Origin of the sequence: Chryseobacterium sp. RU33C (assembly GCF_900156015.1) — a bacterium.
Taxonomy (GTDB): Bacteria; Bacteroidota; Bacteroidia; order Flavobacteriales; family Weeksellaceae; genus Chryseobacterium; species Chryseobacterium candidae.
Genome location: NZ_FTMT01000037.1, coordinates 1 through 25,018, shown reverse-complemented (window position 1 = coordinate 25,018; position 25,018 = coordinate 1). Strand labels below are relative to the sequence as shown.

Here is a 25,018-nt window from a genome sequence, read left to right as displayed (position 1 = left end):
CTGAGAAAAAAGATTTTGAAAAAGCTCTTTTGAGATATATCCTTTATCCCCAAAAACTTTCCCATAAAGCTTTTTAATGAAGCTTTTATATTGCAGTGGATTTATCTACAAAACTGATCCCGGTACAATCGGATAGATTCTCACTTTTCAGGAAAATACTCAGGGGCATAAAGCTTTGTTTTTTCAGCTCTACCATTCTGTTGTAGCTTACTGTTTTAGGGAAATACTCTTTCATGAATTTTTGCACATACCCCAAATAAAAGGACTTGAACTCTCTATACCCGGAAAGATGGAAAAGGATCTGGATGGTCATCACTTCCAAAACAGACATCGTAAATTTCCTGTTCCTTTTTTTCGTAGAAATCATGGCTTTTTCCCAAACTGGAATAAATTCTTTGCAAAAATCATCAACTTTGCAACTATAGAAAGAGATCAGACAGAAGAACTTAGAGCATTACAAGACACTCTTTATTTCATCGGAGGGAAATGGTGGATTCCTGTGATCAACTCACTACGTAATGGTAACAGGCGCTTCAGGGAAATTGAACGAAGTATTCCCGGAATTACCACAAGAATGCTTTCCAAAGAACTGAAAGATATGGAACTTAACAAACTGGTAAAACGCACCGTTTATCCGGAAACTCCTGTTTTAATAGAATATGAACCCACAGAATACAGCCCTACTTTTGGAAACATCATTATGGAAATGATCAACTGGGGGAGAGAGCATAGGAGAGTGATTGTGGAGGATTTAAAATAATACAAATAAAAAACCTCTCACTAAGGAGAGGTTTACAATTATTTGTCAAAAATTTCGATCAATATACTTTCAGGAATTACATCTGAATAATCATAATATTGAAGATTAAGCTGAGTAACTGAACTTATGCAAACAACCTTGTTATTGTAGTTAAATACTTTATAAGGGTATTTCTTTGTATTGATTGTCTTGGTTTTTGTGTAAGAATTGATGTTGTAAAACTCAATAGTTTTATTTCCACTTCCTGCAATAATACTGTTGCTATCAAAATCAAAACTTGAAAGTTTAGAGTTTCCGGAAGGTAGATCATTCTGGTAAATCATTTGCGAATTATATACTGAGCCGGAACTTGCAGTAATGATTCTTCCATCAGGAAATGCTTCAAATATTCTATAATTAAGAGGGTGGTCTCCATGATAAGAATCACTTTGATGGCTGATATAATTACCGTTAAGATCAAAAGTATAAAGGTTCATATCTACAGGTGAAATATTCTGTGTTATGGCATATAATTGTAAAGAATTCCCCACTAAAGCTTTTTTCATCCTTCCAGTATAATAATAGTTAGATGATTGAGAAACTAGAGCCTTAGTCGTTCTGTCAATTGATTTAATAACGTTAGAACTACTAGAACTGTTGGAATTCGGAGAGCCATAAAGCTTACCATTGTGATAAATAGTACTTATAAGAGGCATTCCGAAGCTTATCTGATCTTTTAATGTCAAGTCGTTACCGTCATAAATATCAACCCAACCATCATTTCTTGGAACATATAATTCTACATTACCATTATAAATTCCAAGATCAGAATATCCTAAAGTAGCATTAGTACTGACCTGATGGGTGACTGAGCCTGTATTGACATCATAAAGAGTAATTTTTCCATTTGTATCTAAAAGATATAATTTTCCGGAATTTTTATCAAATTGAGCATCAAAAGTCTTAAGATTAAGCATTTTAATCTCAGGTCTTTCAATTTTTATAATGTTACTTTGAATCTCTTCACCATTAGCCTTAATACCGATGATCTGATATTCTAAATACGGGCCGAATGGCACCGTTGAAGTGAACATAAACTGATTTGGATTGCTATTGCCAATTTCTGACTGCATTCCATTTTGAGAGTCACTTCTTACAATTTTATAGTATATATAATTATTATCACCGGTGAGCGTCCATTTTAAACTTACTGTTTCAGTGGTATCATTATAATTTGAAGTTAGATTGATCTTATTTTCTACAACAGGAGGTGTTACCACCTCCGTAATATCATCATTTGAATTGCTACATGAAAATATTGAAAAATAAGCAAATAATACAATTAGAGCTTTTTTCATAAAATTTTAAATTCCGTCAATAATTTCATTTAAAACAGTGCTAGGTCTCATTGCTGCATACGTTTTATATGTATCAGTTTTGTAGTATCCTTCAATATTCTGAGGTTTACCCTGAGCACCAATTAATTCTGCATTGATTACTTCTTCGTTTTCCTTCATAGCAGCAGCCACCGGAGCAAACTGAGCAGCCAGTTCCGCATCACCAGTCTGGTTTGCTAACGCTTCAGCCCAGTACATTGCCAAATAGAAGTGAGAGCCTCTGTTGTCAATCTGTCCTACTTTTCTTGCAGGAGATTTGTCGGTAGCTAAGAATTTGGCATTTGCTTCATCCAGTGTATCAGCTAAAACCTGAGATTTTGTATTCCCCTGAGTTTGTGCCAAATGTTCTAAAGAAGCCTGAAGAGCAAGGAATTCACCTAGAGAATCCCATCTTAAGTATCCTTCTTCCAGGAATTGTTCTACGTGTTTTGGAGCAGAACCTCCGGCACCTGTCTCAAATAAACCGCCACCGTTCATTAATGGAACAATAGAAAGCATTTTTGCAGAAGTACCCAGCTCAAGGATCGGGAAAAGGTCTGTTAAATAATCTCTCAATACGTTTCCTGAAACAGAGATTGTATCTTTACCTTCTCTTGCTCTTTTCAGCGTTTCAGTCATTGCATCTTTTACATCAAGGATTCTGATGTCAAGACCTGTTGTATCGTGATCAGCAAGATATTTCTCTACTTTTTTGATGATTTCTCTGTCGTGAGCTCTTCCTTTGTCTAGCCAGAAGATAGCCGGAGTATCAGATAATCTGGATCTGTTTACCGCTAATTTTACCCAGTCCTGAATAGGTGCATCTTTAGTCTGGCACATTCTGAAAATATCATCTTTTTCTACCTTCTGAGAAAGAAGAACGTTTCCAGCTTCGTCCTGAACTTCTACAGTTCCGTCAGCAGCTACTTGGAACGTTTTATCGTGAGAACCGTATTCTTCAGCTTTTTGAGCCATTAAACCTACGTTTGGAACAGATCCCATTGTAGTAGGGTCCAGTTTTCCGTGCGCTTTCATATCGTCTATTACAGACTGATAGAAACCTGCATAAGAACGGTCCGGAATAATGCAAACAGTATCTTCTTCGTTTCCGTCTTTGTTCCACATTTTACCTCCGCCTCTTACAAGAGCAGCCATAGATGCGTCAACGATGATATCAGAAGGTACGTGGAAGTTGGTAATTCCTTTGTCTGAATTTACCATTGCCACTCTCGGTCCTTCAGCAAGGGCTTTTTCAATAGCAGCTTTAATGTCAGCTTCCTGAGCATTTCCTTTTATTTTATCGAAAAGATCTGCAAGACCGTTATTTGGATTGATGTCTAAAGACTTGAAAGTCTCAGCATATTTTGTAAATACTTCTTTGAAGAAAGTCTCAACAATAGCCCCGAAAATGATTGGGTCAGAGATTTTCATCATCGTTGCTTTAAGGTGAGCAGAAAGAAGTACATTTCTTTTCTTCGCTTCCTCGATTGCTTCCTGAACGAATGCTTTTAACGCATTTAAGTTCATTACAGAAGAATCAATGACTTCACCAGCCTGAAGACCTGCGAAATCTTTTAATACAGACTCAGAACCATCATTTCCTTTGAATACGATTCTGTATTTTGTAGCATTTTCTAATGTAGTAGAGTTTTCTGTACCATAGAAATCACCGTTGTTCATGTGAGCTACATCAGTTTTGCTGTCAGATGCCCAGTCGCCCATTCTGTGAGGATTTGCTTTGGCATAGTTTTTAACAGCTTTTGGCGCACGTCTGTCAGAGTTTCCTTCTCTTAATACAGGGTTTACAGCACTTCCCAATACTTTCGCATATTTAGCTTTGATGGCCTTTTCTTCGTCATTTTTAGGCTCTGCAGGATAGTCTGGAACTGCGAAACCTTTACCTTGTAGTTCAGCAATCGCTGCATCCAATTGAGGTACAGAAGCAGAAATGTTAGGTAACTTAATGATATTAGCGTCAGGTTGAGTCGCCAGTTCTCCTAATTGAGCCAAAGCATCACTGATTTTCTGGTCATCTTTTAAAAACTCAGGGAAGTTGGCTAAAATTCTTCCTGCCAAAGAAATATCCGGAACCGCAATTTCGATATCTGCTGATTTTGTAAAAGCTTTTACAATAGGTAAAAACGAATGAGTAGCCAGCATTGGAGCTTCATCAGTAAGCGTGTAATAGATTTTTGATTTTTCTGACATTATACTGTTATTTTTTATTTGAAATTTTAAGTCCAGCAAATTTAGTAAATATCATTGTTTTATTTAAGATATTTCCATAAAAAAAGAGGTCTGAGACCTCTTTAATTTTATATTTGTGTAATTGTATATGCTCCGCTACCGTTAAAGTTAATACCAAATTCCATTTTAACATTTTTTGGCGTTGCAGTAAGATTGGGGATTGTAATTGAAGCGCCGTCGATATCTAAACTTCCGTCATTTAAATTATCACCGAAATATTCACCATATAGGGCATCGTTAATTTTGATCTTAAATCCATAAAAGTTAGAAGAAGTTACCCCATTAAAGATAACAGAAAATTTCTGAGTGGAAGGATTATAAGATAAAGGAGAAACTGATACCTGAGAACTAGAATTATTCAGAATAATTTCAGGAACCAAATTTTTTATTACTACGGTTGTATAGCTGCTGTAATTTGTCATTCCAATACTGTAGAACCCGTTGGAGGGTGCCGTAAAATTTGTTCCGTTAGCTACAAGAAATCCAGAGTTGTCTGCTCCATATACCTGTGCGGAAGAAGAAGGAGATGCAATGAATTTTATTTGGGTATTGGCTGGAAGATATTTGTATCCTATTTTAGAATTTCCCTTGTTTCTCATAAAGTCTGCCGCAGAAGGATTGAAGGAATTATGAGAACCGTACATGTATAGGTCAGCAGGAAATGTACTGTTTGAAGATTGGCTTACAGGTAGATTCAAGTTACCGGAATTATCAACACTCAAGGTATAGTTTGTTCCATTCGGAGAAACCAGCGTAATTCCCTGTCCGGCACCTGTTACCACTGTTTTGGCAACCTGAGCATAAGGAACACCCATCAATTGATTTACCCCAACGTTGGTATAATTAGAACCGCCATTGGGATCCATTTCCACTTTTACAAATTTGGTGTTTGTTCCCCAGTTGATCGCTCCGAAGTTTCCGGTGTTGGCTGTTCCCTGCCCGATATTCAGGTTAACCAGACCTTTATCGTTCGTAGTTTTAGTATGAGTTTCGGAATATAAAACCGTTCCTGTAGCTGAGTTTTCTAAAATGCTTACCTTCAAAGAAACATTCCCATTGGCAATCGGAGCTCCGGCTGCGTTAAAAGCAATTGTCTGGTAGCTGAAAGCTTGTGGAACCTGTGCACTTAATAACGTAGCAAGGAATAACCCTATAGTAGAATATAATTTTTTCATGTTCAGATAGTTTTTAAGGTTTTTTAATAATTTTAATGGGTTTAATATCAGAATTTTTGAAAACGATCATATAAACACCTTGTTGAAGCTGTCTTAGATCCAATCGTTCTGATTCTAATTTTGTTGTAAAGAAAAGCTTTCCGGAAAGGTCATAAATTTCTGCGCTTTCAATTTTTGATTTTGAATTTAATTTCACGTAAATAAAATCAGCGGTAGGATTGGGATAGATTTTTACATTGTCTTTTTCAAGTTCAGAAACTCCTAAAACTTGTAAAACAGATTGATAAAGCATTCCCATAGTGCCTGAATTTGCCTGATCAGGATCGGTTGGGATAACATAAATTTCTCCTACCGAATGCGTAAAGCTATCTTCTGAAACTGCACCGGAATTGATATTTCCAATCACAGACTGGGAAAAACCCAAAAAAGGAACTCCAAATAGCAGAAGAGCAATTTTTTTTCTCATTTTTCATCATTTTTAAGGAGGGTAAATATAGATTTTTTTGCAAAAAAAAGTGGGAAATTTAAGTTTTTTTATTTTCACTTTAAGATTAATTTAACCATAATAAGACTGTGAAAATTTTCTTTTTTGATTAAATTTGGAGAACTAAAAAAATAAATATTATGTCAACGACAATCACTTTAAAAGGAAACGAAGTACACACAATAGGAACATTGCCATCCGTAGGAAGCACAGTAAAAGATTTTGCACTGGTAGACTCGGGATTAGCAGTAAAAACGCTGGAAACTTTTGCCGGAAAGAAAAAAGTATTCAATATTTTCCCAAGTATTGATACGCCTACCTGTGCTGCTTCTTCCAGAAAATTCAATGAAGAAGCTTCAAAGCTTGATAATACGGTTATCATCAATGTTTCTAAAGACCTTCCATTCGCATTGGGAAGATTCTGTGCCGCTGAAGGATTGAATAATGTAGAAACGCTTTCAGATTTCAGAGGCAGTTTTGGAGATGATTATGAAGTGACTATCACAGATTCACCTTTGAAAGGTCTGTTGAGCCGTGCCGTGATTGTTACAGACGAAAACAATAAAATAGTTTATACTGAGCAGGTTCCGGAAATTGCTGATGAACCTAATTATGATGCTGCTCTTGCTGCATTGAAATAGTAGAAATAATTTTTTGTAAAAAGCCTTGTGAATGTAATTTTTGCAAGGCTTTTTTTTGAATAAAAACGAATGTAAAATGGTAAAAAGAATCGTAGCCAATATTAAAACCGATGATCTTTCCAGAGCCCGTCAGTTTTATCAGGATATTCTGGAGCTGGATGTTTTGATGGATCATGGCTGGATCAAAACGCTTGGTAATGATGAAGAAGCCCAAATTCAGGTAAGTTTTGCCACACAGGGAGGAAACGATACGGAAGTTCCGGACCTTTCCATTGAAGTGGATAACGTAGATGAAGTCTATGATAAGATGAAAAATATGGGTTTTGAAATCACTTATGAACTCACTAATGAAGACTGGGGAGTCCGCAGATTTTTTGTGAAAGATCCTTTTGAGAAGCTGATCAATATACTGTCTCACCAGTAAATAGAAATACAATTACCCAAGATCTGAAAAACATCATTCTGCAGAAAGACTATTTCTTTTTAATGGCCAGATTAATTTGACCCCAATCATAAAAAAAACGGAATATTAAAGCTATTTTTGTATAATGAAACGTTCAGGAACAGCAGATTTACCCCTTCACTATGGTAAAGTACCGCCATGGCTATATGAACGTATGTCTGTTCTGGGACTTTCCATTATTGAAGTCATTCTGATGGATTATGGTAAAGATGAGGTTTTGCGCCGTCTGGCAGATCCCTTCTGGTTTCAGAGTTTTGGAGCGGTGATGGGAATGGACTGGCATTCTTCAGGAATTACCACTTCCGTTATGGGCGCTTTAAAACGCTCTGTTAATCCTAATTCGCAATCTTTGGGACTTTATATCTGTGGCGGAAAAGGGAAGTTTTCCCGTGAGACTCCATCAGAGTTAATTAAAATTGCAGATAAAACAGGCCTGAACGGAACAGATCTGGTAAGAGCCAGCAAGCTTTCGGCAAAAGTAGATAATACAGCTATTCAGGATGGCTATCAGCTGTATTTGCACAATTTTATTCTTTCAGACAATGGGAACTGGAGTGTTATTCAGCAGGGAATGCATGAATCCGACGGAACCGCAAGACGTTACCACTGGCATTCCGAAAACATTACCTCATTTGTAGAACAGCCGCACACAGGAATCAACGGAATTTCCAGAGGGAAAATTCTTAACCTTACCGATACTGAAGCTTCGGAAAACAGAAAAGGAATTCTGGATATTTCTCATACTGATTCCGCAGAAGTGATGAAGGATTTCGCCAGACTGATTCTTCCTGCCCATCATGATGTTCAGGCCTCTGATGTTGATTTGAAAAGGCTGGGAGCACTTCTGTATGTTACCAGAGAACAGCAGCCTCAGAATTTTGAAGATTTGCTGATGCTGGAAGGGGTAGGGCCAAGAACCATGCAGTCATTGGCTTTGGTAAGTGAAGTGATTCACGGTGCGCCGTCAAGATTTGCTGATCCGGCGAGGTTTTCATTTGCCCATGGAGGTAAAGACGGACATCCTTTCCCCGTGCCGATTAATACGTATGATGAAAGTATCAGCATCCTTAGAAAAGGGATTGAAAAGTCTAAACTGGGAAATTCTGATAAGCTGAATTCTTTAAACAAACTTCACCAGATTGTCACTGAAGCAGAAAAAGATTTTACCCCGGGTTTTGATATCCGGCAGGTGATTGAAGAAGAAAGACAAAACTCCTGGCGTTTCGGTGGCAAAACTGTATTCGGTGATGCCCGGAAACCCAATTCTCCAAAATCTATACAGCTTTCACTCTTCTAAGTTTCCTGTTTCTTTTAAAAGTTGGCGATTACTATTATCGGGAAATAGTTATTCCCAATCCTCTGGAGGGGTGGCAAAAATTCAAAAAAATTTTGACGGGGTGGTCAATATGTTCAAATAACTGTTTAAATTTTATCCGATTTCAAGTATCTATTATTTCAGTATCATAGATAACCTTCTATGAATACTTAAATGACTTCGTTTAATGTTTTTTACCTTTAATTCAATTAAAAATTTTACTTTTAAAGACTTAAAAAATTGACACCAATGACCAGCAAAGCTTTAGAAATCTGCTATGATTTTCCCTTCTTTTTCCCTGAAGAGCTTGCAGAAATATTTCAGGCACATGAAAAGAGATCATTCCAAAAAGGCGATTTTATTCTTGAAGAAGGAAAAACAGCTAATGAATATTATATTCTTGAAAGCGGATTGGCGCGTTCTTACGTTTATGATTTCAATGGAAATGAAGTAACCACACACTTTTTCATAGAAAATGAAGTCATTATTGAGGTTTTGTCGATGTTTCAAAGAGTTCCCTCTCAGGAAAATATTGTTTGTATTACAGACTGCGAATGCTGGAGACTGAATTATGATACCTTCCAGGAGCTGTTCCATAAAATCCCTAATCTCAGAGAATGGGGAAGATCATGGATGTCTCAGGAACTTTTTGCCTACAAACAGAGATCTGTGGAAATGTTCACGCTTTCAGCAACCAGAAGATATCTGAATCTGCTTGAGCAGAAATCTAAAGTCATACAATTTGCACCTTTAAAACAGATTGCTTCCTATCTGGGAGTTACAGATACATCCCTGAGCCGCATCCGTAAAGAAATCGTTTCACATCCTAAGAAAAATTAAATCTTGCCCTATGACAAGTTGATTTTCATTGCATCTTGGTAATTTTGGATAACAGTTTAACACTAAAATTATAAAAAATGAAAGTCAGTCAGATTTATGTGAACCTTCCGGTAAAAGATGTTCAGAAAACCAGAGAATTCTGGACGAAGATAGGTTTTACCATCAATGAAAAATTCTCCGATGATAGAGCAGCCTGTGTTGTTTTTAAATGATACCATCTATATCATGTTTTTGCAGGAAGATTATTTTATGACCTTCACCAGTAAACCCATTGCTAAAGAAAATACCAGTCAGGTAATTGTTGCAGTAGGTTTAAACAGTCGTGAAGAAGTGGATAAAGTAGTAAACACTGCAGTAGAAAACGGAGCATGGCAGCATGAAGAACCGGAGGATTACGGATGGATGTACCAGAACTCTTTCTGGGATCCGGACGGACATGGCTGGAATATTACTTTTGCCGATATGTCTCAAATGCCGGCAGAATAAGCCTCATCACACAAACACTTCTTATATGGAAACACAATCAAACGATATAGAAATCATAAAAAATCAGGTAGCCAGTACCTATTTTGTGATTACGATGAATATCGATGGTATCACCCATGAAGAATCTATGATTTTTCCCAATGGTGAAGCCAATTGTATGAACTGGATTCTTGGGCATTTAATTTATATCAGAAATCCTTTACTGAACATTTTGGGGGAAGAATCTGTCTGGGACAGCGAAAAGTTTTCCTTTTACAACAGAGGAGAAATTGCTTTAGATCACAAAGACAAATTGATCAGTTTTGAAGATTTAAAATCCTATTTAAAACAATCCCAGGACACACTGGAAGCCAAACTCAATACTCTTCAAAGTTTCAAATCTGAAATGATTAAAGATATATCAACCCTCAGTCTTCATGAAATTTACCACAGCGGGCAGTTAGGTTATCTCCGTAGAATTTTAGGAAAACCGGGTGCTATAAAATAGCATGCTATTTTTAGATTCCTTGTATTGCTCGGAATGACAAGTACATCGCTGAAATATTAGTATTATCTTTTTAGATGAGTACAATTTTATCGCAGATAAAATTCTTGCAACTTAAAAACGCATAGTTTGTAAGATTTTTAGCGTCTGAGCGTTTCTCAAAACTCTAATCTCTAATTACAATGAATACACCAGAATCAAAAAAAATGGAAGTCATTATTCCGGCTTACAGAATGCATTCCCAAAGCTTTATGAATGTTTTGGATGGCATTTCGGAAGAAGACGCCTTGAAAAGAATTGAAAATAAAACCAATCATATTGTATGGATGGCCGGAAACTTTATCAACATGCGCTATGGTTTGGGCTGGGTGCTTGGACTTCGGGAAGAAGACCCTTACAGCGATTTGTTTTTCCAGGGAAAAGCACTGGATGAAAGTTTTAAATATCCCACTCTGGCTGAACTGAAAGAAAACTTTCATACAATTTCAGCCAAAGTCTTTCAAAAACTTCATGAAGTAACCGATGAAGAGCTGGATGAAATATTTGAAATAGGAATGAATATCCCTTTCATCAAAGAAACAAAACTCAATTTTGTCGGAATGTGTATCGGCCGTGAAGACTATTTGTGCGGACAGATAGGCTTGATGAGAAGAATCTTAGATTATCCGGGAATGAAATATGATGTAGACGAAAATCTTAAATACTAATAATGAATCCAGTAGAAAAAGGCTATAAAAAAGTCAACGGAATCCATTTGTATTACGAGATCTACGGATCAGGAAAGCCTTTGGTTCTGATTCATGGAGGCGGTTCTTCTTTCCTTTTCGATTTTAAAGAAGTGATAGCGAGACTGGAAGGAAAATTCCAGCTTATAGGAATTGATCTCCAAAATCACGGCCGCAGTGAGCATCGTGATATTCCGGAAACATTTGAACAGGATGCAGATGATGTTGCCGGACTTTTAACAGAACTGAATATCGGGAAAGCTTCATTCTGGGGATTCAGCAACGGAGGAAGTACCGTAATGCAGATTGTCCATCGTCATCCTGAGATTGCTGAAAAACTGGTTGTTGCGTCAGCTTTTTATAAAAGAAGCGGTATGATAGACGGCTTTTTTGAAGGAATGCAGGAAGCCACTTTCGAATCAATGCCGGAACCTTTTAAAATTAATTTTTTAAGCCTCAATCCTGATTTTTCAAAACTGGAAAACCTTTTTGAGAAAGACTGCAAAAGGATGCAGATGTTTGAAGACTGGAATGATGAGGTATTGATTTCCATTAAATCTCCTGTATTATTCATCAGTGGAGATCAGGATGTGATGAAGCCGGAACATACTGCCGAAATGTGGCGGTTGGTGAAAAACTCCCGTTTGATGATACTTCCCGCTACTCATGGCACTTATATGATGCCTGATTTTGATGGAAGTATTGATGCCGGCTTAATAGACTTTACAGTCAGAGAAGTAGAGAAATTTTTAAACCATTAAGCGTTTTATATTCATAATAAATTAATTAATCCTTAATGGATTAACAGTAGAAACAATATTTTATAATAATAACTTTAAAATTTAAAATCATGGCTAAATTAAATCCATATCTAAATTTCGATGGAACAGCTGAAGAAGCGTTCAATTTTTACAAGACTGTTTTCGGTGGTGAATTCGTTGGTGGAATTCATAAGATGGGAAATGCTCCCGGTACAGAAAACCTGTCAGAAGAAGAAAAAAACAGGGTAATGCACATTGCTTTGCCTGTGGGAGGTGATCTTTTAATGGCATCCGATATCGTACCCGGATTTGGGCAGACTCTTACGGTAGGAAATAATAATTATGTATCCATTTTCCCCGATTCGAGAAGCGAAGCAGACAGGATCTTTAAAGAACTTTCTGATGGCGGAAACGTGGAAATGCCAATTGAAGATCAGTTTTGGGGAGACTATTTCGGATGTTTTCAGGATAAGTATGGTGTTCATTGGATGGTGAACTATAATGAAGAATATGCAAAATAATCTTATATTTAACTAATTATAATAAAGAGATGCTCATTTTTGGGCAGCTCTTTATTTAAACTAAAAAAATAGAACTATGGATCCAATTAAAATAGACATCACAATCTTAGCGCCGGTGGAAAAGGTCTGGAATTATTTCAATGAACCTAAACACATTATGAAATGGAATTTCGCCCACGAAAGCTGGCACTGTCCTGGTTCTGAAAATAACCTTGTAGAAGGAGGCAAATTCAAAAACAGAATGGAAGCGAAAGACAAAAGTTTCGGATTTGATTTTGAAGGGGTATATGATGAGATTATTCCGTATGAGATCATTAAATATCATATGGAGGATGGGCGGAAAGTAGAAGTAGTATTCGATAAGATAGACGAAAGTACAACGAAAGTGATTGAGATTTTCGATCCGGAAAAACAAAATTCTGTGGAAATGCAGCGGGATGGCTGGTATGCTATTCTGAACAACTTCCATAAGTATGTTGAGAATCATTAACTATATTTTTTTGTAGCCATGATCAATTTAGTTATCATGTCAAAGAGTTTAAACTCTATTTATGCTTTTAATTATGACTCTGATGCGGAATTCCTTCACGGAGTTATTGCAATACCGGCAAGAAGAGCCTTAGAAAAAGAAAAAATAAATTCTTTGGAAAAACTTTCAGATTATTCCGAAAAAGAAATCATGCAGCTGCATGGTTTCGGTAAAAATGCAATGATGAAACTGAAGAATTATATGAAAGAAAATCAGGTCTGCTTTAGAGAAGCATAATACATATACAACCGGAAAATTTTACAGTGTCATTGCGTTGAAACGAAAGTGTACCGTTTAAATGCAAGGGCATAAGATCTGTTTTGTTGTATAGAAAAGTAAATTACATCACTCTATTAAAATTTAACATTATGAATAACGATATTTTCCCATGTCTGTGGTATGATGGAGACGCCAAACAGTCTGCAGAATTTTATTGTAAAGTGTTCGGAGGCGAAATCACAGCAGATACTCCTGTCGTAATGAATATTGATTTGTTTGGACAAAGGATTATGCTTCTGAACGGAGGCCCGCAGTTCAAAAAAAATGCTTCTATCTCTTTTATGGTGATCTGTGAAACAGAAGACGAAGTCCAAAGATACTGGGATCATTTACTGGATGACGGAATGGCTTTGATGGAACTGGGATCTTACTCATGGAGCCAGAAATATGGATGGGTTCAGGATAAATACGGCGTAACATGGCAGCTGTTTCTGGGAGAAAAAGCAAGCGACCAGAAAATAATTCCTACTTTGATGTTTATCCATGCAAACAATGGAAAAGCAAAAGAGGCAATGGAGCTTTATACCAAGACTTTTCCCAACTCAAACATAGGAAATATATTGACCTATGGAGCAGGAAGTGAAGGACATGACATCCCGGAACCGGCAGAAAATGTACAGCACGCCCATTTTGTGATTGACAATTACAGCTTTTTCTGCATGGACAATTCCTATGATCACCCCTTTGATTTTAATGAAGGAATATCTTTAGTAGTGATGACTGATGACCAGGAACAAACCGACAGATACTGGAATGCCTTTACAGCCGATGGAGGAAGAGAAAGTATGTGTGGCTGGCTGAAAGATAAATACGGATTGAGCTGGCAGATAGTTCCTAAAAGACTTATTCAGCTGATGAATGATTCCAACCAGGAAAAAGCCTATAAAGTTGTTCAGGCTATGATGAAAATGCAGAAAATTATCATCCGTGATCTGGAAGATGCTTATAATTCTTAAATATTTTCGGCGTATTGTTTGATGTATTTTAGAGAAAAGATTTACACACTCTAAAAACACCTAATAATTAAAAAGATATGGAAAAATTATCATACGAAATAGAAATCAATGCCGAACCTGAAAAAGTATGGACTGTCCTTTGGGGCGATATTACCTACAGACAATGGACAACCGCATTTACAGACGGCTCTTTTTATGAAGGAACGCTTGAAGAAAATAATATTGTTAAATTTCTTGATCCCAAAAACAACGGGATGTACAGCAGGGTAGAGAAAGTGATTCCCAACGAGGAAATAAAATTTTTGCACCTTGGAGAAATTTATGAAGGTATTGAAGTCCCTCAGGATTGGGGTGAAGCTACAGAAGCTTACATTCTTGAGGAGAACGAAGAAGGAACTTTACTGAAAACAGAGGTTCAGACTCCGGCAGAATTTAAAGAATTTTTTGAAGAGAAATTTCCAAAGGCAATGTCTCTCGTAAAACATCTTTCAGAAAATCAGCTGTAAATAAATCAGCTGGAATTGGAATTAAAGAAAAAATCATTCGGGCTTTGAGATTACTTCGCCTGGCTCGCAATGACCACGCTAAAAAATTGAAACAAATGGAAACCTTATCATATGAAACAGTAATTGATGCTCCTGTGCAGAAAGTGTGGGACATCCTATGGAATCCTGAAACATATAGTGAATGGACCAAGTATTTCGGAGCAGGATGTGTCATGAAATCCGACTGGAAAATAGGAGGGAAAACCTATTTTCTTAATGCAGAGGGAGAAGGGATGGTCTCTACCATAGACAGCATGGACGAACCTAATCAGATCGTGTTCAAACACTTGGGAATGGTAGATAAAGAAGGCAATGAAGACACCCGGAGCAAAGAAGTCATGGAATGGAACGGAAGTTTTGAAAAATATTTTCTGATAGATTTTGACGGAAAAACAAAACTTCATGCCGAAGTTCAGGTTAAAAAACAATGGCAGGATCATATGAATACAGGTTTCACAAAAGGACTGATGGTTGTAAAAAGTCTTGCAGAAGGAGTAAGCCCTGGCTCAGTGTGATGAAACTCAAAATTAAGAGTTCAAGGCTTAAAGTTGTTGCCTTGATTTGAGTACTGATTCCTAATCTCTGCCACCTAAAAACTATTATCAATAACCTATAAAGAATGAAACTACTCGTAATACTTTTCGCAACGTTTATTCTGGCTTTGCTGGGCACTTTTTTGTTTCAGGGAAAACCGGATTTTATATTTTCAGGGAACTTGGGAATGGCTGTCTTTGTTATATTTACAGGCTTTTCCCATTTTAAATTTCAGAAAGGGATGGCGATGATGATCCCGGATTTTATCCCTGCCAGAATGTTTTGGGTATATTGTACAGGCGTTCTGGAAATTGCAGCAGGAATTGGCTTGATGATTCCGACAATTCGTGAAATAACAGCTGTTTTACTCATTATTTTTTATGTATTGGTTTTCATAGCCAATATTAATTCTTCCAGAAAGAACATTAATATTTTTAAAGCCGATTATACCGGTCCGGGAATGAAATACCTTTACAGTCAAAGGATTCCCATGCAGATTATTTTAATTGTCTGGACATGGTATTTTGGAATTTATTTACACTAAAAAAGACAGTCTGTAAAGCGCTGTCTTTTTATATAATTGAGATTTTTTTTAACTAAATGAGATAAAAAATGTAACATTTTATAGGTATAAGTTGTCTTATTAAGGAAATGCATTTGCTTTTATTATTCTAAAAATAAAATGCCTATATAACTTAACCTTTAAAACAGAAGTTATGAATCTAAATCACAACATTTTCGGTACAGCCCTCATCGTACTATCCACTATTATGACCAACGCACAGAGTTCTACTGCCAAACTGCCGGGAGATCCTACTTTGCCATCTTCCAAGACTCATCTTGAAAAGCTTATCTCCTATGATAAAGGAGACTTTAAATATAAAGTTGAAGACTACTTTGCAAGACCAAAAGCCTCAGCCTTTAAAATCTCTCCTGATGGAAAATATCTTTCCTATAAAGAAAAAGATCAGGAGAAAAAAAATCACGTCTATGTAAAAGATTTGAGCACAGGAAAAATTACCAAAGCCATTGTAGAAAAAGATGACCTGATAAGAAACTATGGCTGGCTGAATAAAAAACGTCTTTTCTATACTCAGGATAGAGGAGGGAATGAAAATATCCACCTTTATGCTACAGATACAGATGGAAGCAACCAAAAAGATTTAACACCTTTTGACGGTGTAAAAGTGCAGTCCATTATTCCTGTAAAAGACACAGATTTTGTTGTGGTTACAATGAATAAAAACAACAAACAGATCTTTGAACCTTTTAAAATCAATTTCGTTACCGGGGAAATGACCCAGCTGTATGAAAATAAAGATGTAAACAGCCCTATTGACGATTACCTTTTTGATAAAGATGGAAACCTGAGAGGATACAGCGTCCTTGAAAACGGATTAACTACAAAAACTTATTATAAAGATCTGCAGACCGGAAAATTCAATCTGATTAAATCTGCAGACTGGTCTGATACCTTCAGTATTATCGAGTTTAATGAAAATTCTAAAAATAAAGATGAAGCTTATGTAGTAACCAATCTGGATAGTGATAAAGCAAGAATTGTGCTGTATGATCTGAAAAAAAATGCAGTAATTAAAGAAATTTATTCTAATCCGGTATATGATGTAAGTTCAATAAGCACAGCAGGTAAGAACAGAAACTATGAGCTTGACTACATCAGCTATGAAGGCACTAAGGGAGAAACCGTACCGGTAAGTAAATTTTATAAGGAAATACATGACAAATTAAAATCTCAGTTTGGAGACAAGGAATTTGGAATTGCTTCCTCTGATGATAATAATGATAAACTTCTGGTTGTTGTAGGAAGTGATAAGCTCTACGGAACCTATTATGAGTACGACACCAAAACCAAACAGATCAAACTTCTTTATAACCTGATGCCACAGCTGAAGGAAGAAGATATGGCCGAAATGAGACCTATCGAATTTAAAAGCAGAGACGGGTTAACAATCCATGGATATATTACCCTGCCTAAAGCTGCACTGGAGGGTAAAAAAGTTCCTCTGATTGTAAATCCTCACGGCGGTCCTCAGGGAATCAGAGACAGGTGGGGATTCAATCCTGAAACACAATTGTTTGCAAGCAGAGGATATGCCACGCTGCAGGTTAATTTCAGAATCTCCGGAGGATATGGAAAATCATTCCAGAAAGCAGGTTACAAGCAGATTGGAAGAAAAGCAATGGATGATGTGGAAGACGGGGTAAAATATGCCATTGAGCAAGGATGGGTAGATAAAGATAAAGTTGCCATTTACGGAGGAAGCCACGGTGGATATGCAACATTGATGGGATTGATCAAAACTCCGGATTTATATGCATGCGGGGTGGATTATGTAGGCGTATCCAATATCTTTACTTTCTTTGATTCTTTCCCGGAATACTGGAAGCCTTATAAAGAAATGGTAAAACAGATCTGGTATGATCTTGATAACCCCGAAGAAGCTAAGATTGCTAAAGAAGTTTCTCCGGTGTTCCAGATTGATAAGATTAAGAAACCTTTATTTGTAGTACAGGGAGCCAATGACCCAAGGGTAAACATCAATGAATCTGATCAGATTGTAAAAGCAATGCGCGCCAAAGGATTTGAAGTTCCTTATCTGGTAAAATACGATGAAGGACACGGATTTGGAAAAGAACCGAACAGAATAGAACTCTACAAATCGATGCTGGGATTCTTTGCTGAAAATTTTAATAAGTAAATTATTAATTTTAATAATATTGAACGGAAGGCTCAGGTCTTCCGTTTTTTTGTTTTTATGAATAGGTGAGTGTTTAGATTCCTACAGAATGACAAGCTGTATGGATAAACTATCATTACAATTGTGTCATTCCGCAGGAATCTCAAATGATGTTAGAAATTGAGAATGGATAAAAAGGTCTTTACCATTCTTAAACATAAGTAATGAGTAATCAGGAATAATTGAGATGATAAAATACCGATGAATAAAAGAAAAACTGAATTGTAAGAAAAATATTTTAAATTTATTAAAGTAAAACCAAAAGGCTAACCGTCATAGCAATATGGAGGTTGTCGAAAAAATAACAATGCCACAGAAGGAGAAAGAAAGCATCATCTCACAAACCGTTTCCAACTACGGAGGGAAGCTGATGTCTTATATTCGTCCGAAAGTGAAAAACACGGAGGATGCGGAAGATATTCTGCAGGAGGTGTGGTATCAGTTCAGTAGCCTTACGAATCTTTCTGAGATTGTAAACGTTGGAGGCTGGCTGTACAGGGTGACGGCGAATAAGATCACAGACCGTTACCGAAAAAAGAAAACAGAAAATCTTGAAGATTTTGTATATGAAGATGAAGACGGTAGTTTTTCTATCAAGGATATTCTATTGATGGATGAAAGTGCCGGTCCTGAAGTGAAGATGTTTCAGGATGAGATCTGGAAAAAACTGTTTGAAGCGCTTGATGAACTTCCTGAAAAACAAAGGCTGGTCTATGTAGAAAATGAACTGAACGACAAGACCCTCCAGGAGATCGCTGATGAACAGGGAGAAAACATCAAAACCATCATCAGTAGAAAAAACTATGCAGTGAAGCACTTAAGAAACAGATTGAGAAAGTTATACGAAGATTTAAAAAGTTAGAAAAAGAAATTATGAATCATAAACACAAAAAGGGTTGGATTTTTTTATTGCTATGCCCTCCATTAATTTTAGCAGCTGTTACATGGATTGTAATGATGCTTTGGAACTGTCTTCTTCCGGAGATTTTAGGAGCCAGAACAATTACTTTCTGGCAGGCCATGGGAATACTGATCTTAAGCAAAATTCTTTTCGGAGGGTTTCATTTCGGTAAAGGAATGAGAGACTTTAAAGAAAGAAAGATGAGAGAGAAAATGGAAGGTTTATCTCCTGAAGAAAGAGAGAAGTTTAAAGAAGTCTGGAGAAATAGATGCTCCGGTGGATTCTTCAACAGAAATAACGAATAATTTGAAATTTTTAAAGAAGTAGTAAAGTAAAATTAAAATTCATTCGTCTTTATAAAAAACAAGAAGTAGTAAAATTTAAAATTTTGAAAAAATGAAAAATTCAGCATTAAAAGGAGCTCTTGGAGCATTAGCCGTTGTAGGTGTAGCCTTAATCGCTAAAAAAGCAATACAAAGAAAAAGATTTATCAAAGGTATTTTTGATGAGTACGGAATTAAAGAAAAATCACCTTTCGGACTGGCAGATAAGATCAGAGAAATGAATGAAGAAGATTATCAGGAACTGAAAGGGAAATTCAAAAAAGAATTCCATTCAAGATGCTGCAGAAAGGATAATATCTGCGAAGCATAAGAAAAGTAAAAGCTAAATTGAAATTGTTACATTCCGGCTCGGGAAGCTTCGCTTCCCGAGCCGGAATTTTTATTTAAAAGAAATGTGAAGATAATACAGGTGGTTGCACATTATAGATCTGCAGCATGGAGCTTGGTCTGTAGGAGAATTATTGTCAGCATAAAGTAAGATTCTCCACTTTGCTCGCAATGAGAAAGACAGCTGTAGAAATCATCCAATTCTTATTATTTTTAGCAGAATGAATTTTATCGGATATAAAATCATTGCGCCTTAAAACATATAGTAGAGAGAAATCTTTAGCGCTTTCGCGTATTCCTACAAGAAACTTATACAATTGCTTCATCTTTGATTCGCAATGACTTTTAGATCTGTTCTTCTAACAAAATTTTACGGTAAAGATCAAACACGAAGAAAAATAAATCCTTATTTTTGTATTGCTCAATGAAAGATTACTACTATTTTCTCGGTATATCACAGGATGCTTCGGAAGAAGACGTCAAAAAAGCCTATCGAAAACTGTCTTTAAAATATCATCCTGATAAAAATGACAATGACGATTTTTTTGCAGACCGTTTCCGTGAGATTCAGGAGGCATATGAGACCTTAAGTGACCGCGCGCTCAGACGTACTTATGATCAGAATTTAGAAAATCATCAGCGAAGTTTCAGATATAATATTCCGCCAGCTGTCAAAACTTTTACAGCGAATAAAATTCATGCGAAAAAAGGAGAGGAGATTATCATCAACTGGCAGACGAGTAATGCTGATGTGGTGAAGGTATTGCCTTTCGGACTGGAAAAACCGTATGGAGAGAGGATCTTTAAGATCACGGAATTTAAGGACGGAAAATTCCAGCTTTTGCTTCATGCAACCAATTCTCTTTTGCACAAAACGGTTGTTCAGGGAATTACCATCACAGAAGTTTTTGAAAACGATTCTGAAAAGTTCAAAAATTCGGTGGAAGAAATGTTTAAGCCGCAGCCCGTAACAAGAATTAACAAGTCGGGTCAGCCTAAGATAATGATGCTGATCTGGGGAATTATCACCCTGGCGATTGCTATCTATCTGCTGATTAAAAACTTCAGCTAATTGACTTTATGCCATTTTCTTTCTTCCAGGGCATTTTTTACATCTTTTCCCTTTCTTGAATTTTTTACAACACGATTTTTTTTCACAGAACATCTCTTCGTTATTGAATGAGTAAGGTGCCAATGGCGGAACTTTAAATGGGACAATCATATTCATGCTGCAAATATATTAATTTAGAATAAATATAATTAATAAAATTTCATAAAATTCTTAAAACCTGATGTATAGCAGTATGAAACTGTTCTGTCCGGAATTGGAGAACTGAGATTTCAAACATGATAACTTCTTAATTCATCATGAATAAAGTTGAAGTTTGTGTTTTGAATAAAATTCTGTATTATATCTTTTTTTAAGCTTAGATTTAATTCATACAGTAGAGTTGTTGAAAAATTTTTAGGTGTTTTAATAAATGTAAAGGTGTTTAATTATGTTGAAATTGATGTTTTTATTATATATTATGTATAGAATAATGAATATTGTTATTGAAACTAATGTGAACTCCTCTGAAGCTTATGAAAAACAAAGTGTGATAAAGAATCACAAATATTTTTGTGAATTATCATCCCTGATATACTCTTGTACAATCGTTCAGAAAATTGTAATTTTACCCATCTTTTTACAAACAAAATCTAATAAATAAAAATGAATACAGAACAGTTTGTGAGCCGTCACATTTCCCTTAATGAAGCCGATAAACAGGCGATGTTGGAGAAACTTGGCGTTTCTAGTATTGAAGAGTTAATTTCTCAAACCATCCCTTCTTCTATCCGTTTAGAGAAAGATCTTGAGATCTCGGAACCACTTTCTGAATACGAAATGTTGAACCACTCAAAAGAATTGGCATCTAAAAATACAGATTATACAAGTTATATCGGATTCGGATACCACAATACACTTTTGCCTTCAGCAATCCAGAGAAATATTTTCGAAAATCCTAGCTGGTATACGGCGTATACTCCATATCAGGCAGAAATTGCACAGGGAAGACTTGAAGCTCTTCTTAATTTCCAGACTGTAGTATGTGACCTTACCGGTTTTGCATTAGCTAATGCATCTTTATTGGATGAATCTACTGCTGCTGCTGAAGCAATGCACATGTTCTTCAACAATAGATCTAAGGACCAGAAAAAAGCAGGAGCGAATAAGTTCTTCATTTCTGATCTGGTACTTCCTCAAACAGTTTCTGTATTAAAAACAAAAGCTGAAGGACTGGAAATAGAAATCGTAGTTGGAAATCATAAAACGCACCAGTTTGATGGTTCTTATTATGGAGTTTTATTACAATATCCAGGTAAAAACGGAATCGTTTTAGATTATACCGAGGATATCGTAGAATATAAAAAACTTGATCTTCAGGTAGCTGTTGCCTGTGACCCGATGGCTTTGGTTAAGCTGAAATCTCCTGCAGAAATGGGGGCAGACTGCGCAGTAGGAACTACTCAGAGGTTCGGTATTCCATTAGGATACGGAGGTCCTCACGCCGCTTTCTTCGCTTGTAGAGAAGATTATAAAAGAGATATTCCCGGAAGAATCATTGGGGTTTCTCAGGATATGTACGGAAGACGTGCATTAAGAATGGCATTGCAGACAAGAGAGCAGCACATCAAAAGAGAGAAAGCTACTTCAAACATTTGTACAGCTCAGGTTCTTTTGGCGGTAATGGCTGGTATGTATGCTGTTTACCATGGGCCTAAAGGATTAAATTATATTGCTGATCAGATCCACTTTAAAGCAAACGCTTTGAAAAACGGTCTTAAAGCATTAGGATATCAGGTAGTAGAAGAGCCAATCTTCGATACTGTGAAAATCACAATGCCTGAAGAAGAGAAAGCAAGATTGGTAAGACTGATGCTTGATCACAGACTAAACTTAAACTACTTTACAGAAGGAGTAGTAAGCATTGCGATCAACGAAAGCACAACATTAGAGAAATTAAACTATCTGATGGCTTCTTTCGCTCAGTTTAAAGACAAGCAGACTTTCAAATTAGAAATTAAAGAAGGATACAGCATTCCGGAAGAGAATTTAAGAAAAGACGAAATTCTTACAGAAGCAGTATTCAACAAATACCACACGGAAACAGAATTGATGCGTTACATCAAGCGTCTTGAGAGAAAAGACTTATCATTGACTCATTCAATGATTTCTTTAGGATCTTGTACCATGAAACTAAACGCAGCCACTCAGATGTTACCGCTTTCATGGGAAAACTGGGGTGCAGTTCATCCATTTGTACCTGTAAACCAGGCTGAAGGATATCAGGAAATGATCCGTGAACTGGAGAAAGACTTAGCAGAAATTACAGGTTTTGCAGGAACTTCACTTCAGCCAAACTCCGGAGCGCAGGGAGAATATGCAGGATTAATGGTGATCAGAGAATACCATATTTCAAGAGGAGACCACCACAGAAATGTAGTATTGATCCCTCAGTCTGCACACGGAACCAACCCGGCTTCTGCTGCAATGGCAGGAATGAAAATCGTAGTGGTGAAAAACCTTGAAAACGGGGAAATCGACTTCGAAGATCTTAAAGCTAAAACAGAACTTCATTCAGCCAACTTATCAGCTGTAATGATCACTTACCCTTCTACTTATGGATTCTTCGATGCTAACATTAAGGAAATTACCAACCTTATCCACGAGCACGGAGGACAAGTATATATGGATGGTGCGAACATGAACGCTCAGGTAGGATTTACAAGTCCTGGAAACATCGGAGCAGACGTTTGTCACCTTAACCTTCACAAAACTTTCGCAATTCCTCACGGAGGCGGAGGTCCTGGAGTAGGTCCAATCTGTGTTGCTAAACACTTAGTACCTTTCCTTCCTTCTAACGCGAACATCAGAATCGGTTCCAAAGAAGCTATTGAAGGTATTTCTGCTGCACCTTACGGTTCAGGATTAATCCTTAATATTTCTTACGCTTACATCAAGATGTTAGGAACAGAAGGTCTTAAAAAGGCTACAGGACATGCCATCATGAATGCTAACTACCTGAAAGAAATTTTAGCAGAGCATTTCCCAATCTTATATTCTAACGAAAACGGAAGAGTAGCTCACGAATGTATCGTAGATTTCCGTCAGTTCAAGTCTTTAGGAATTGAAGTGGCTGATGTGGCGAAGAGATTAATGGATTATGGTTTCCATGCTCCTACCGTTTCTTTCCCGGTTGCAGGTACACTAATGATTGAGCCTACAGAATCTGAAAGCAAGGCTGAAATTGATCGTTTTGCTGAAGCGTTGATCTCTATCAAAAAAGAAATCGATGAAATTGCAAACGGTGAAGCAGATGCTGCCAACAACGTACTGAAAAATGCTCCTCACACAGAACAATTGGTGATCTCTGATTCTTGGGATAAGCCATACAGCAGAGAAAAGGCTGCTTATCCACTGGAGTGGGTGAGAGACCACAAATTCTTTGCTTCTGTATCAAGAGTAGATGAAGCTTACGGAGACAGAAACTTAGTATGTACGTGTGAGCCGATTGAAGCTTATATGTAATCTCAGTTTTTAAGCATAATAAATCCCTCTCAGCAATGAGAGGGATTTTTGTTTTTATAGTCATTGCGAGCATAGCGAAGCAATCTATTTAACGCAATTGTCGCGAGAATTTTTTGACAACTAACTGCTTCAATGTCCGCAAAGGCGTTCCACTCAGCAAAGCTTAAACGATGTGTTTTTCCGACAAATTATGAGCCTTGTACGACCATTGTCATTGCGAGCGTAGCGAAGCAATCTCAACTTTACTAATTAATTCCATTTTGCAGCAAAAGCAACAATTGCAAAATAAATAGCAAGCATGATAATATTTGTAAAAAGATTGACTAAGAAGAATGGTAATAAGAATTTCCAGCCCTTCTGTTTTGTTTTCAATGAAAGCCAGTAAAATGGAAATTCAATAACCAGAGTTGCTCCAAAACTGTACAAGAAACCAATAAAAAATCCTCCCAGTTCATATTCGCCTACCCTTGATTTCATACCCCAAAAGTCTGGATATCCGTTTACCAAAGAAACATGAGGTGCAATGAAATAGTAACCTACAAACATAGAAACATAGTTGGCTGCAATGATCAGCCACTTTCTGTTTTGGAGATTGAATTTTTCTACAAGGAGTTTACTTTCAAAGGTTCCGATGATGAAGTTGATCCAGATCAGATGTAAAAAGCTAAACCAAATCATGGGAGAACCTGCATTAGCTAAAAGAAAATTGGGAATCAGTAAGATGATTAGCAGGAGATAGTTTTGGCTATTGGTTTGGATCATATAATAAAAAGGATGAAATTTAAATGTAGAATATTTATTGTGAAATGTTCGCGTTCTGTGATAAAAGTAAACAATTCTATTGAAATATTGGGGAAACAGTCTGGATGATCGGGATTGAGTATTACAAATGATGGAGTCTTTATTCAAATAGTTTATATTGGTAGTGTTTCACTAACTGTGTAAGTTAAAAAGTTATTCTGGAAAATTTTGAGCCCTCATAGCTCAAAAAATTTTACGGAAATAACTTTTTAT

General features: G+C 36.6%; 30 protein-coding genes. 23 read left to right on the top strand and 7 right to left on the bottom strand.

The genetic code is table 11. From position 1 onward, the window contains the following. Both BW946_RS21920 and BW946_RS21570 read right to left on the bottom strand, forming a co-directional pair. Window positions 1-78 (bottom strand): transposase (locus BW946_RS21920; RefSeq protein WP_410493475.1); only part of this gene is annotated, 78 nt, incomplete at its 3' end. Window positions 79-85: 7 nt separating this feature from the next. Next, entirely contained in the window at window positions 86-235 is a 150-nt protein-coding gene (locus BW946_RS21570) for a hypothetical protein (RefSeq protein ID WP_170872118.1), read from the bottom strand. Between the two features lie 54 nt (window positions 236-289). Between BW946_RS21570 and BW946_RS20560 the strand changes: the two genes are divergently transcribed. After that, entirely contained in the window at window positions 290-760 is a 471-nt protein-coding gene (locus BW946_RS20560) for a winged helix-turn-helix transcriptional regulator (protein ID WP_228402675.1), read from the top strand. Between the two features lie 38 nt (window positions 761-798). On the opposite strand, the gene BW946_RS20555 is transcribed toward BW946_RS20560, so the two are convergent. The 4 genes from BW946_RS20555 to BW946_RS20540 all read right to left on the bottom strand — a co-directional run bounded on the left by BW946_RS20555 (window position 799) and on the right by BW946_RS20540 (window position 6,003). Next, window positions 799-2,097 carry a hypothetical protein gene (locus tag BW946_RS20555; protein ID WP_076597957.1) on the bottom strand — a complete coding sequence of 433 codons (1,299 nt, stop codon included), beginning with the start codon at window positions 2,095-2,097 and terminating at the stop codon, window positions 799-801. 6 nt (window positions 2,098-2,103) lie between these two features. Further along, entirely contained in the window at window positions 2,104-4,323 is a 2,220-nt protein-coding gene (locus tag BW946_RS20550; protein ID WP_076597956.1) for an NADP-dependent isocitrate dehydrogenase, read from the bottom strand. A gap of 107 nt (window positions 4,324-4,430) precedes the next feature. Further along, the gene (locus BW946_RS20545) at window positions 4,431-5,537 is read right to left on the bottom strand and encodes a cadherin repeat domain-containing protein (RefSeq protein ID WP_076597955.1); all 1,107 of its coding nucleotides are present in this window, start codon (window positions 5,535-5,537) and stop codon (window positions 4,431-4,433) included. A gap of 13 nt (window positions 5,538-5,550) precedes the next feature. Further along, complete coding sequence (locus tag BW946_RS20540; RefSeq protein ID WP_076597954.1) at window positions 5,551-6,003, bottom strand: T9SS type A sorting domain-containing protein; 453 nt, start codon at window positions 6,001-6,003, stop codon at window positions 5,551-5,553. 158 nt (window positions 6,004-6,161) lie between these two features. Here BW946_RS20540 and tpx point away from each other — a divergent pair, with 158 nt between their 5' ends. The 22 genes from tpx to gcvP all read left to right on the top strand — a co-directional run bounded on the left by tpx (window position 6,162) and on the right by gcvP (window position 24,004). Beyond that, window positions 6,162-6,662 carry a thiol peroxidase gene (tpx, locus tag BW946_RS20535; protein WP_076597953.1) on the top strand — a complete coding sequence of 167 codons (501 nt, stop codon included), beginning with the start codon at window positions 6,162-6,164 and terminating at the stop codon, window positions 6,660-6,662. 76 nt (window positions 6,663-6,738) lie between these two features. Then, window positions 6,739-7,086, top strand: coding sequence for a VOC family protein (locus BW946_RS20530; RefSeq protein ID WP_076597952.1), 348 nt, complete (start codon window positions 6,739-6,741; stop codon window positions 7,084-7,086). Window positions 7,087-7,210: 124 nt separating this feature from the next. Next, entirely contained in the window at window positions 7,211-8,422 is a 1,212-nt protein-coding gene (locus BW946_RS20525) for a DUF763 domain-containing protein (protein WP_076597951.1), read from the top strand. A 267-nt stretch (window positions 8,423-8,689) separates the two neighbouring features. Further along, window positions 8,690-9,280, top strand: a complete 591-nt coding sequence (locus BW946_RS20520; RefSeq protein ID WP_076597950.1) for a Crp/Fnr family transcriptional regulator — start codon at window positions 8,690-8,692, stop codon at window positions 9,278-9,280. 77 nt (window positions 9,281-9,357) lie between these two features. Beyond that, window positions 9,358-9,492 (top strand): VOC family protein, encoded by a 135-nt coding sequence (locus BW946_RS21835; protein ID WP_262484579.1) that lies wholly within the window; start codon window positions 9,358-9,360, stop codon window positions 9,490-9,492. Continuing rightward, window positions 9,461-9,766: a VOC family protein gene (locus BW946_RS20515; RefSeq protein WP_228402673.1), complete on the top strand. Its 306-nt coding sequence runs from the start codon at window positions 9,461-9,463 to the stop codon at window positions 9,764-9,766. The genes BW946_RS21835 and BW946_RS20515 overlap by 32 nt, the downstream gene beginning before the upstream one ends. Window positions 9,767-9,791: 25 nt before the next feature. Continuing rightward, the gene (locus tag BW946_RS20510; protein WP_076597949.1) at window positions 9,792-10,253 is read left to right on the top strand and encodes a hypothetical protein; all 462 of its coding nucleotides are present in this window, start codon (window positions 9,792-9,794) and stop codon (window positions 10,251-10,253) included. 179 nt (window positions 10,254-10,432) lie between these two features. Beyond that, on the top strand, window positions 10,433-10,957 hold the full coding sequence (locus tag BW946_RS20505) for a hypothetical protein (protein WP_076597948.1): 525 nt from the start codon (window positions 10,433-10,435) through the stop codon (window positions 10,955-10,957). Between the two features lie 2 nt (window positions 10,958-10,959). After that, a complete protein-coding gene (locus BW946_RS20500) occupies window positions 10,960-11,736 on the top strand; it encodes an alpha/beta fold hydrolase (RefSeq protein WP_076597947.1) in 777 nt (258 codons plus the stop codon). An 89-nt stretch (window positions 11,737-11,825) separates the two neighbouring features. Next, entirely contained in the window at window positions 11,826-12,257 is a 432-nt protein-coding gene (locus BW946_RS20495; protein WP_076597946.1) for a VOC family protein, read from the top strand. Window positions 12,258-12,333: 76 nt separating this feature from the next. Beyond that, window positions 12,334-12,747 carry an SRPBCC family protein gene (locus BW946_RS20490; RefSeq protein ID WP_076597945.1) on the top strand — a complete coding sequence of 138 codons (414 nt, stop codon included), beginning with the start codon at window positions 12,334-12,336 and terminating at the stop codon, window positions 12,745-12,747. Between the two features lie 36 nt (window positions 12,748-12,783). Continuing rightward, window positions 12,784-13,023 (top strand): helix-hairpin-helix domain-containing protein, encoded by a 240-nt coding sequence (locus BW946_RS20485; RefSeq protein ID WP_228402671.1) that lies wholly within the window; start codon window positions 12,784-12,786, stop codon window positions 13,021-13,023. 131 nt (window positions 13,024-13,154) lie between these two features. After that, entirely contained in the window at window positions 13,155-14,021 is an 867-nt protein-coding gene (locus BW946_RS20480) for a VOC family protein (RefSeq protein WP_076597943.1), read from the top strand. A 77-nt stretch (window positions 14,022-14,098) separates the two neighbouring features. After that, complete coding sequence (locus BW946_RS20475; protein WP_076597942.1) at window positions 14,099-14,527, top strand: SRPBCC family protein; 429 nt, start codon at window positions 14,099-14,101, stop codon at window positions 14,525-14,527. Between the two features lie 95 nt (window positions 14,528-14,622). Further along, window positions 14,623-15,081: an SRPBCC family protein gene (locus tag BW946_RS20470; RefSeq protein ID WP_076597941.1), complete on the top strand. Its 459-nt coding sequence runs from the start codon at window positions 14,623-14,625 to the stop codon at window positions 15,079-15,081. A 104-nt stretch (window positions 15,082-15,185) separates the two neighbouring features. Beyond that, window positions 15,186-15,644, top strand: a complete 459-nt coding sequence (locus tag BW946_RS20465; RefSeq protein ID WP_076597940.1) for a DoxX family protein — start codon at window positions 15,186-15,188, stop codon at window positions 15,642-15,644. Window positions 15,645-15,816: 172 nt separating this feature from the next. Then, window positions 15,817-17,820: a S9 family peptidase gene (locus BW946_RS20460; protein WP_076597939.1), complete on the top strand. Its 2,004-nt coding sequence runs from the start codon at window positions 15,817-15,819 to the stop codon at window positions 17,818-17,820. Between the two features lie 322 nt (window positions 17,821-18,142). Beyond that, window positions 18,143-18,721, top strand: coding sequence for an RNA polymerase sigma factor (locus tag BW946_RS20455; RefSeq protein ID WP_034697053.1), 579 nt, complete (start codon window positions 18,143-18,145; stop codon window positions 18,719-18,721). An 11-nt stretch (window positions 18,722-18,732) separates the two neighbouring features. After that, window positions 18,733-19,065, top strand: a complete 333-nt coding sequence (locus tag BW946_RS20450) for a hypothetical protein (RefSeq protein ID WP_076597938.1) — start codon at window positions 18,733-18,735, stop codon at window positions 19,063-19,065. Window positions 19,066-19,156: 91 nt separating this feature from the next. Beyond that, window positions 19,157-19,414, top strand: a complete 258-nt coding sequence (locus BW946_RS20445) for a hypothetical protein (protein ID WP_076597937.1) — start codon at window positions 19,157-19,159, stop codon at window positions 19,412-19,414. Between the two features lie 441 nt (window positions 19,415-19,855). After that, window positions 19,856-20,503: a J domain-containing protein gene (locus BW946_RS20435; RefSeq protein WP_076597935.1), complete on the top strand. Its 648-nt coding sequence runs from the start codon at window positions 19,856-19,858 to the stop codon at window positions 20,501-20,503. Window positions 20,504-21,145: 642 nt separating this feature from the next. Then, on the top strand, window positions 21,146-24,004 hold the full coding sequence (gene gcvP / locus BW946_RS20430) for an aminomethyl-transferring glycine dehydrogenase (RefSeq protein ID WP_076597934.1): 2,859 nt from the start codon (window positions 21,146-21,148) through the stop codon (window positions 24,002-24,004). A 249-nt stretch (window positions 24,005-24,253) separates the two neighbouring features. Here the strand turns inward: gcvP and BW946_RS20425 are convergent, their stop codons facing one another. Then, window positions 24,254-24,766: a hypothetical protein gene (locus BW946_RS20425; RefSeq protein WP_076597933.1), complete on the bottom strand. Its 513-nt coding sequence runs from the start codon at window positions 24,764-24,766 to the stop codon at window positions 24,254-24,256. Between the last annotated feature and the right edge of the window lie 252 nt (window positions 24,767-25,018).

What these genes read in the sequence shown, in the direction of transcription:
- BW946_RS21570 (WP_170872118.1), bottom strand. Translation starts at nt 235, where the DNA reads ATGAAAGAGTATTTCCCTAAAACAGTAAGCTACAACAGAATGGTAGAG.
- BW946_RS20560 (WP_228402675.1), top strand. Translation starts at nt 290, where the DNA reads ATGGAAAAGGATCTGGATGGTCATCACTTCCAAAACAGACATCGTAAA.
- BW946_RS20555 (WP_076597957.1), bottom strand. Translation starts at nt 2,097, where the DNA reads ATGAAAAAAGCTCTAATTGTATTATTTGCTTATTTTTCAATATTTTCA.
- BW946_RS20550 (WP_076597956.1), bottom strand. Translation starts at nt 4,323, where the DNA reads ATGTCAGAAAAATCAAAAATCTATTACACGCTTACTGATGAAGCTCCA.
- BW946_RS20545 (WP_076597955.1), bottom strand. Translation starts at nt 5,537, where the DNA reads ATGAAAAAATTATATTCTACTATAGGGTTATTCCTTGCTACGTTATTA.
- BW946_RS20540 (WP_076597954.1), bottom strand. Translation starts at nt 6,003, where the DNA reads ATGAGAAAAAAAATTGCTCTTCTGCTATTTGGAGTTCCTTTTTTGGGT.
- tpx (WP_076597953.1), top strand. Translation starts at nt 6,162, where the DNA reads ATGTCAACGACAATCACTTTAAAAGGAAACGAAGTACACACAATAGGA.
- BW946_RS20530 (WP_076597952.1), top strand. Translation starts at nt 6,739, where the DNA reads ATGGTAAAAAGAATCGTAGCCAATATTAAAACCGATGATCTTTCCAGA.
- BW946_RS20525 (WP_076597951.1), top strand. Translation starts at nt 7,211, where the DNA reads ATGAAACGTTCAGGAACAGCAGATTTACCCCTTCACTATGGTAAAGTA.
- BW946_RS20520 (WP_076597950.1), top strand. Translation starts at nt 8,690, where the DNA reads ATGACCAGCAAAGCTTTAGAAATCTGCTATGATTTTCCCTTCTTTTTC.
- BW946_RS21835 (WP_262484579.1), top strand. Translation starts at nt 9,358, where the DNA reads ATGAAAGTCAGTCAGATTTATGTGAACCTTCCGGTAAAAGATGTTCAG.
- BW946_RS20515 (WP_228402673.1), top strand. Translation starts at nt 9,461, where the DNA reads ATGATAGAGCAGCCTGTGTTGTTTTTAAATGATACCATCTATATCATG.
- BW946_RS20510 (WP_076597949.1), top strand. Translation starts at nt 9,792, where the DNA reads ATGGAAACACAATCAAACGATATAGAAATCATAAAAAATCAGGTAGCC.
- BW946_RS20505 (WP_076597948.1), top strand. Translation starts at nt 10,433, where the DNA reads ATGAATACACCAGAATCAAAAAAAATGGAAGTCATTATTCCGGCTTAC.
- BW946_RS20500 (WP_076597947.1), top strand. Translation starts at nt 10,960, where the DNA reads ATGAATCCAGTAGAAAAAGGCTATAAAAAAGTCAACGGAATCCATTTG.
- BW946_RS20495 (WP_076597946.1), top strand. Translation starts at nt 11,826, where the DNA reads ATGGCTAAATTAAATCCATATCTAAATTTCGATGGAACAGCTGAAGAA.
- BW946_RS20490 (WP_076597945.1), top strand. Translation starts at nt 12,334, where the DNA reads ATGGATCCAATTAAAATAGACATCACAATCTTAGCGCCGGTGGAAAAG.
- BW946_RS20485 (WP_228402671.1), top strand. Translation starts at nt 12,784, where the DNA reads ATGTCAAAGAGTTTAAACTCTATTTATGCTTTTAATTATGACTCTGAT.
- BW946_RS20480 (WP_076597943.1), top strand. Translation starts at nt 13,155, where the DNA reads ATGAATAACGATATTTTCCCATGTCTGTGGTATGATGGAGACGCCAAA.
- BW946_RS20475 (WP_076597942.1), top strand. Translation starts at nt 14,099, where the DNA reads ATGGAAAAATTATCATACGAAATAGAAATCAATGCCGAACCTGAAAAA.
- BW946_RS20470 (WP_076597941.1), top strand. Translation starts at nt 14,623, where the DNA reads ATGGAAACCTTATCATATGAAACAGTAATTGATGCTCCTGTGCAGAAA.
- BW946_RS20465 (WP_076597940.1), top strand. Translation starts at nt 15,186, where the DNA reads ATGAAACTACTCGTAATACTTTTCGCAACGTTTATTCTGGCTTTGCTG.
- BW946_RS20460 (WP_076597939.1), top strand. Translation starts at nt 15,817, where the DNA reads ATGAATCTAAATCACAACATTTTCGGTACAGCCCTCATCGTACTATCC.
- BW946_RS20455 (WP_034697053.1), top strand. Translation starts at nt 18,143, where the DNA reads ATGGAGGTTGTCGAAAAAATAACAATGCCACAGAAGGAGAAAGAAAGC.
- BW946_RS20450 (WP_076597938.1), top strand. Translation starts at nt 18,733, where the DNA reads ATGAATCATAAACACAAAAAGGGTTGGATTTTTTTATTGCTATGCCCT.
- BW946_RS20445 (WP_076597937.1), top strand. Translation starts at nt 19,157, where the DNA reads ATGAAAAATTCAGCATTAAAAGGAGCTCTTGGAGCATTAGCCGTTGTA.
- BW946_RS20435 (WP_076597935.1), top strand. Translation starts at nt 19,856, where the DNA reads ATGAAAGATTACTACTATTTTCTCGGTATATCACAGGATGCTTCGGAA.
- gcvP (WP_076597934.1), top strand. Translation starts at nt 21,146, where the DNA reads ATGAATACAGAACAGTTTGTGAGCCGTCACATTTCCCTTAATGAAGCC.
- BW946_RS20425 (WP_076597933.1), bottom strand. Translation starts at nt 24,766, where the DNA reads ATGATCCAAACCAATAGCCAAAACTATCTCCTGCTAATCATCTTACTG.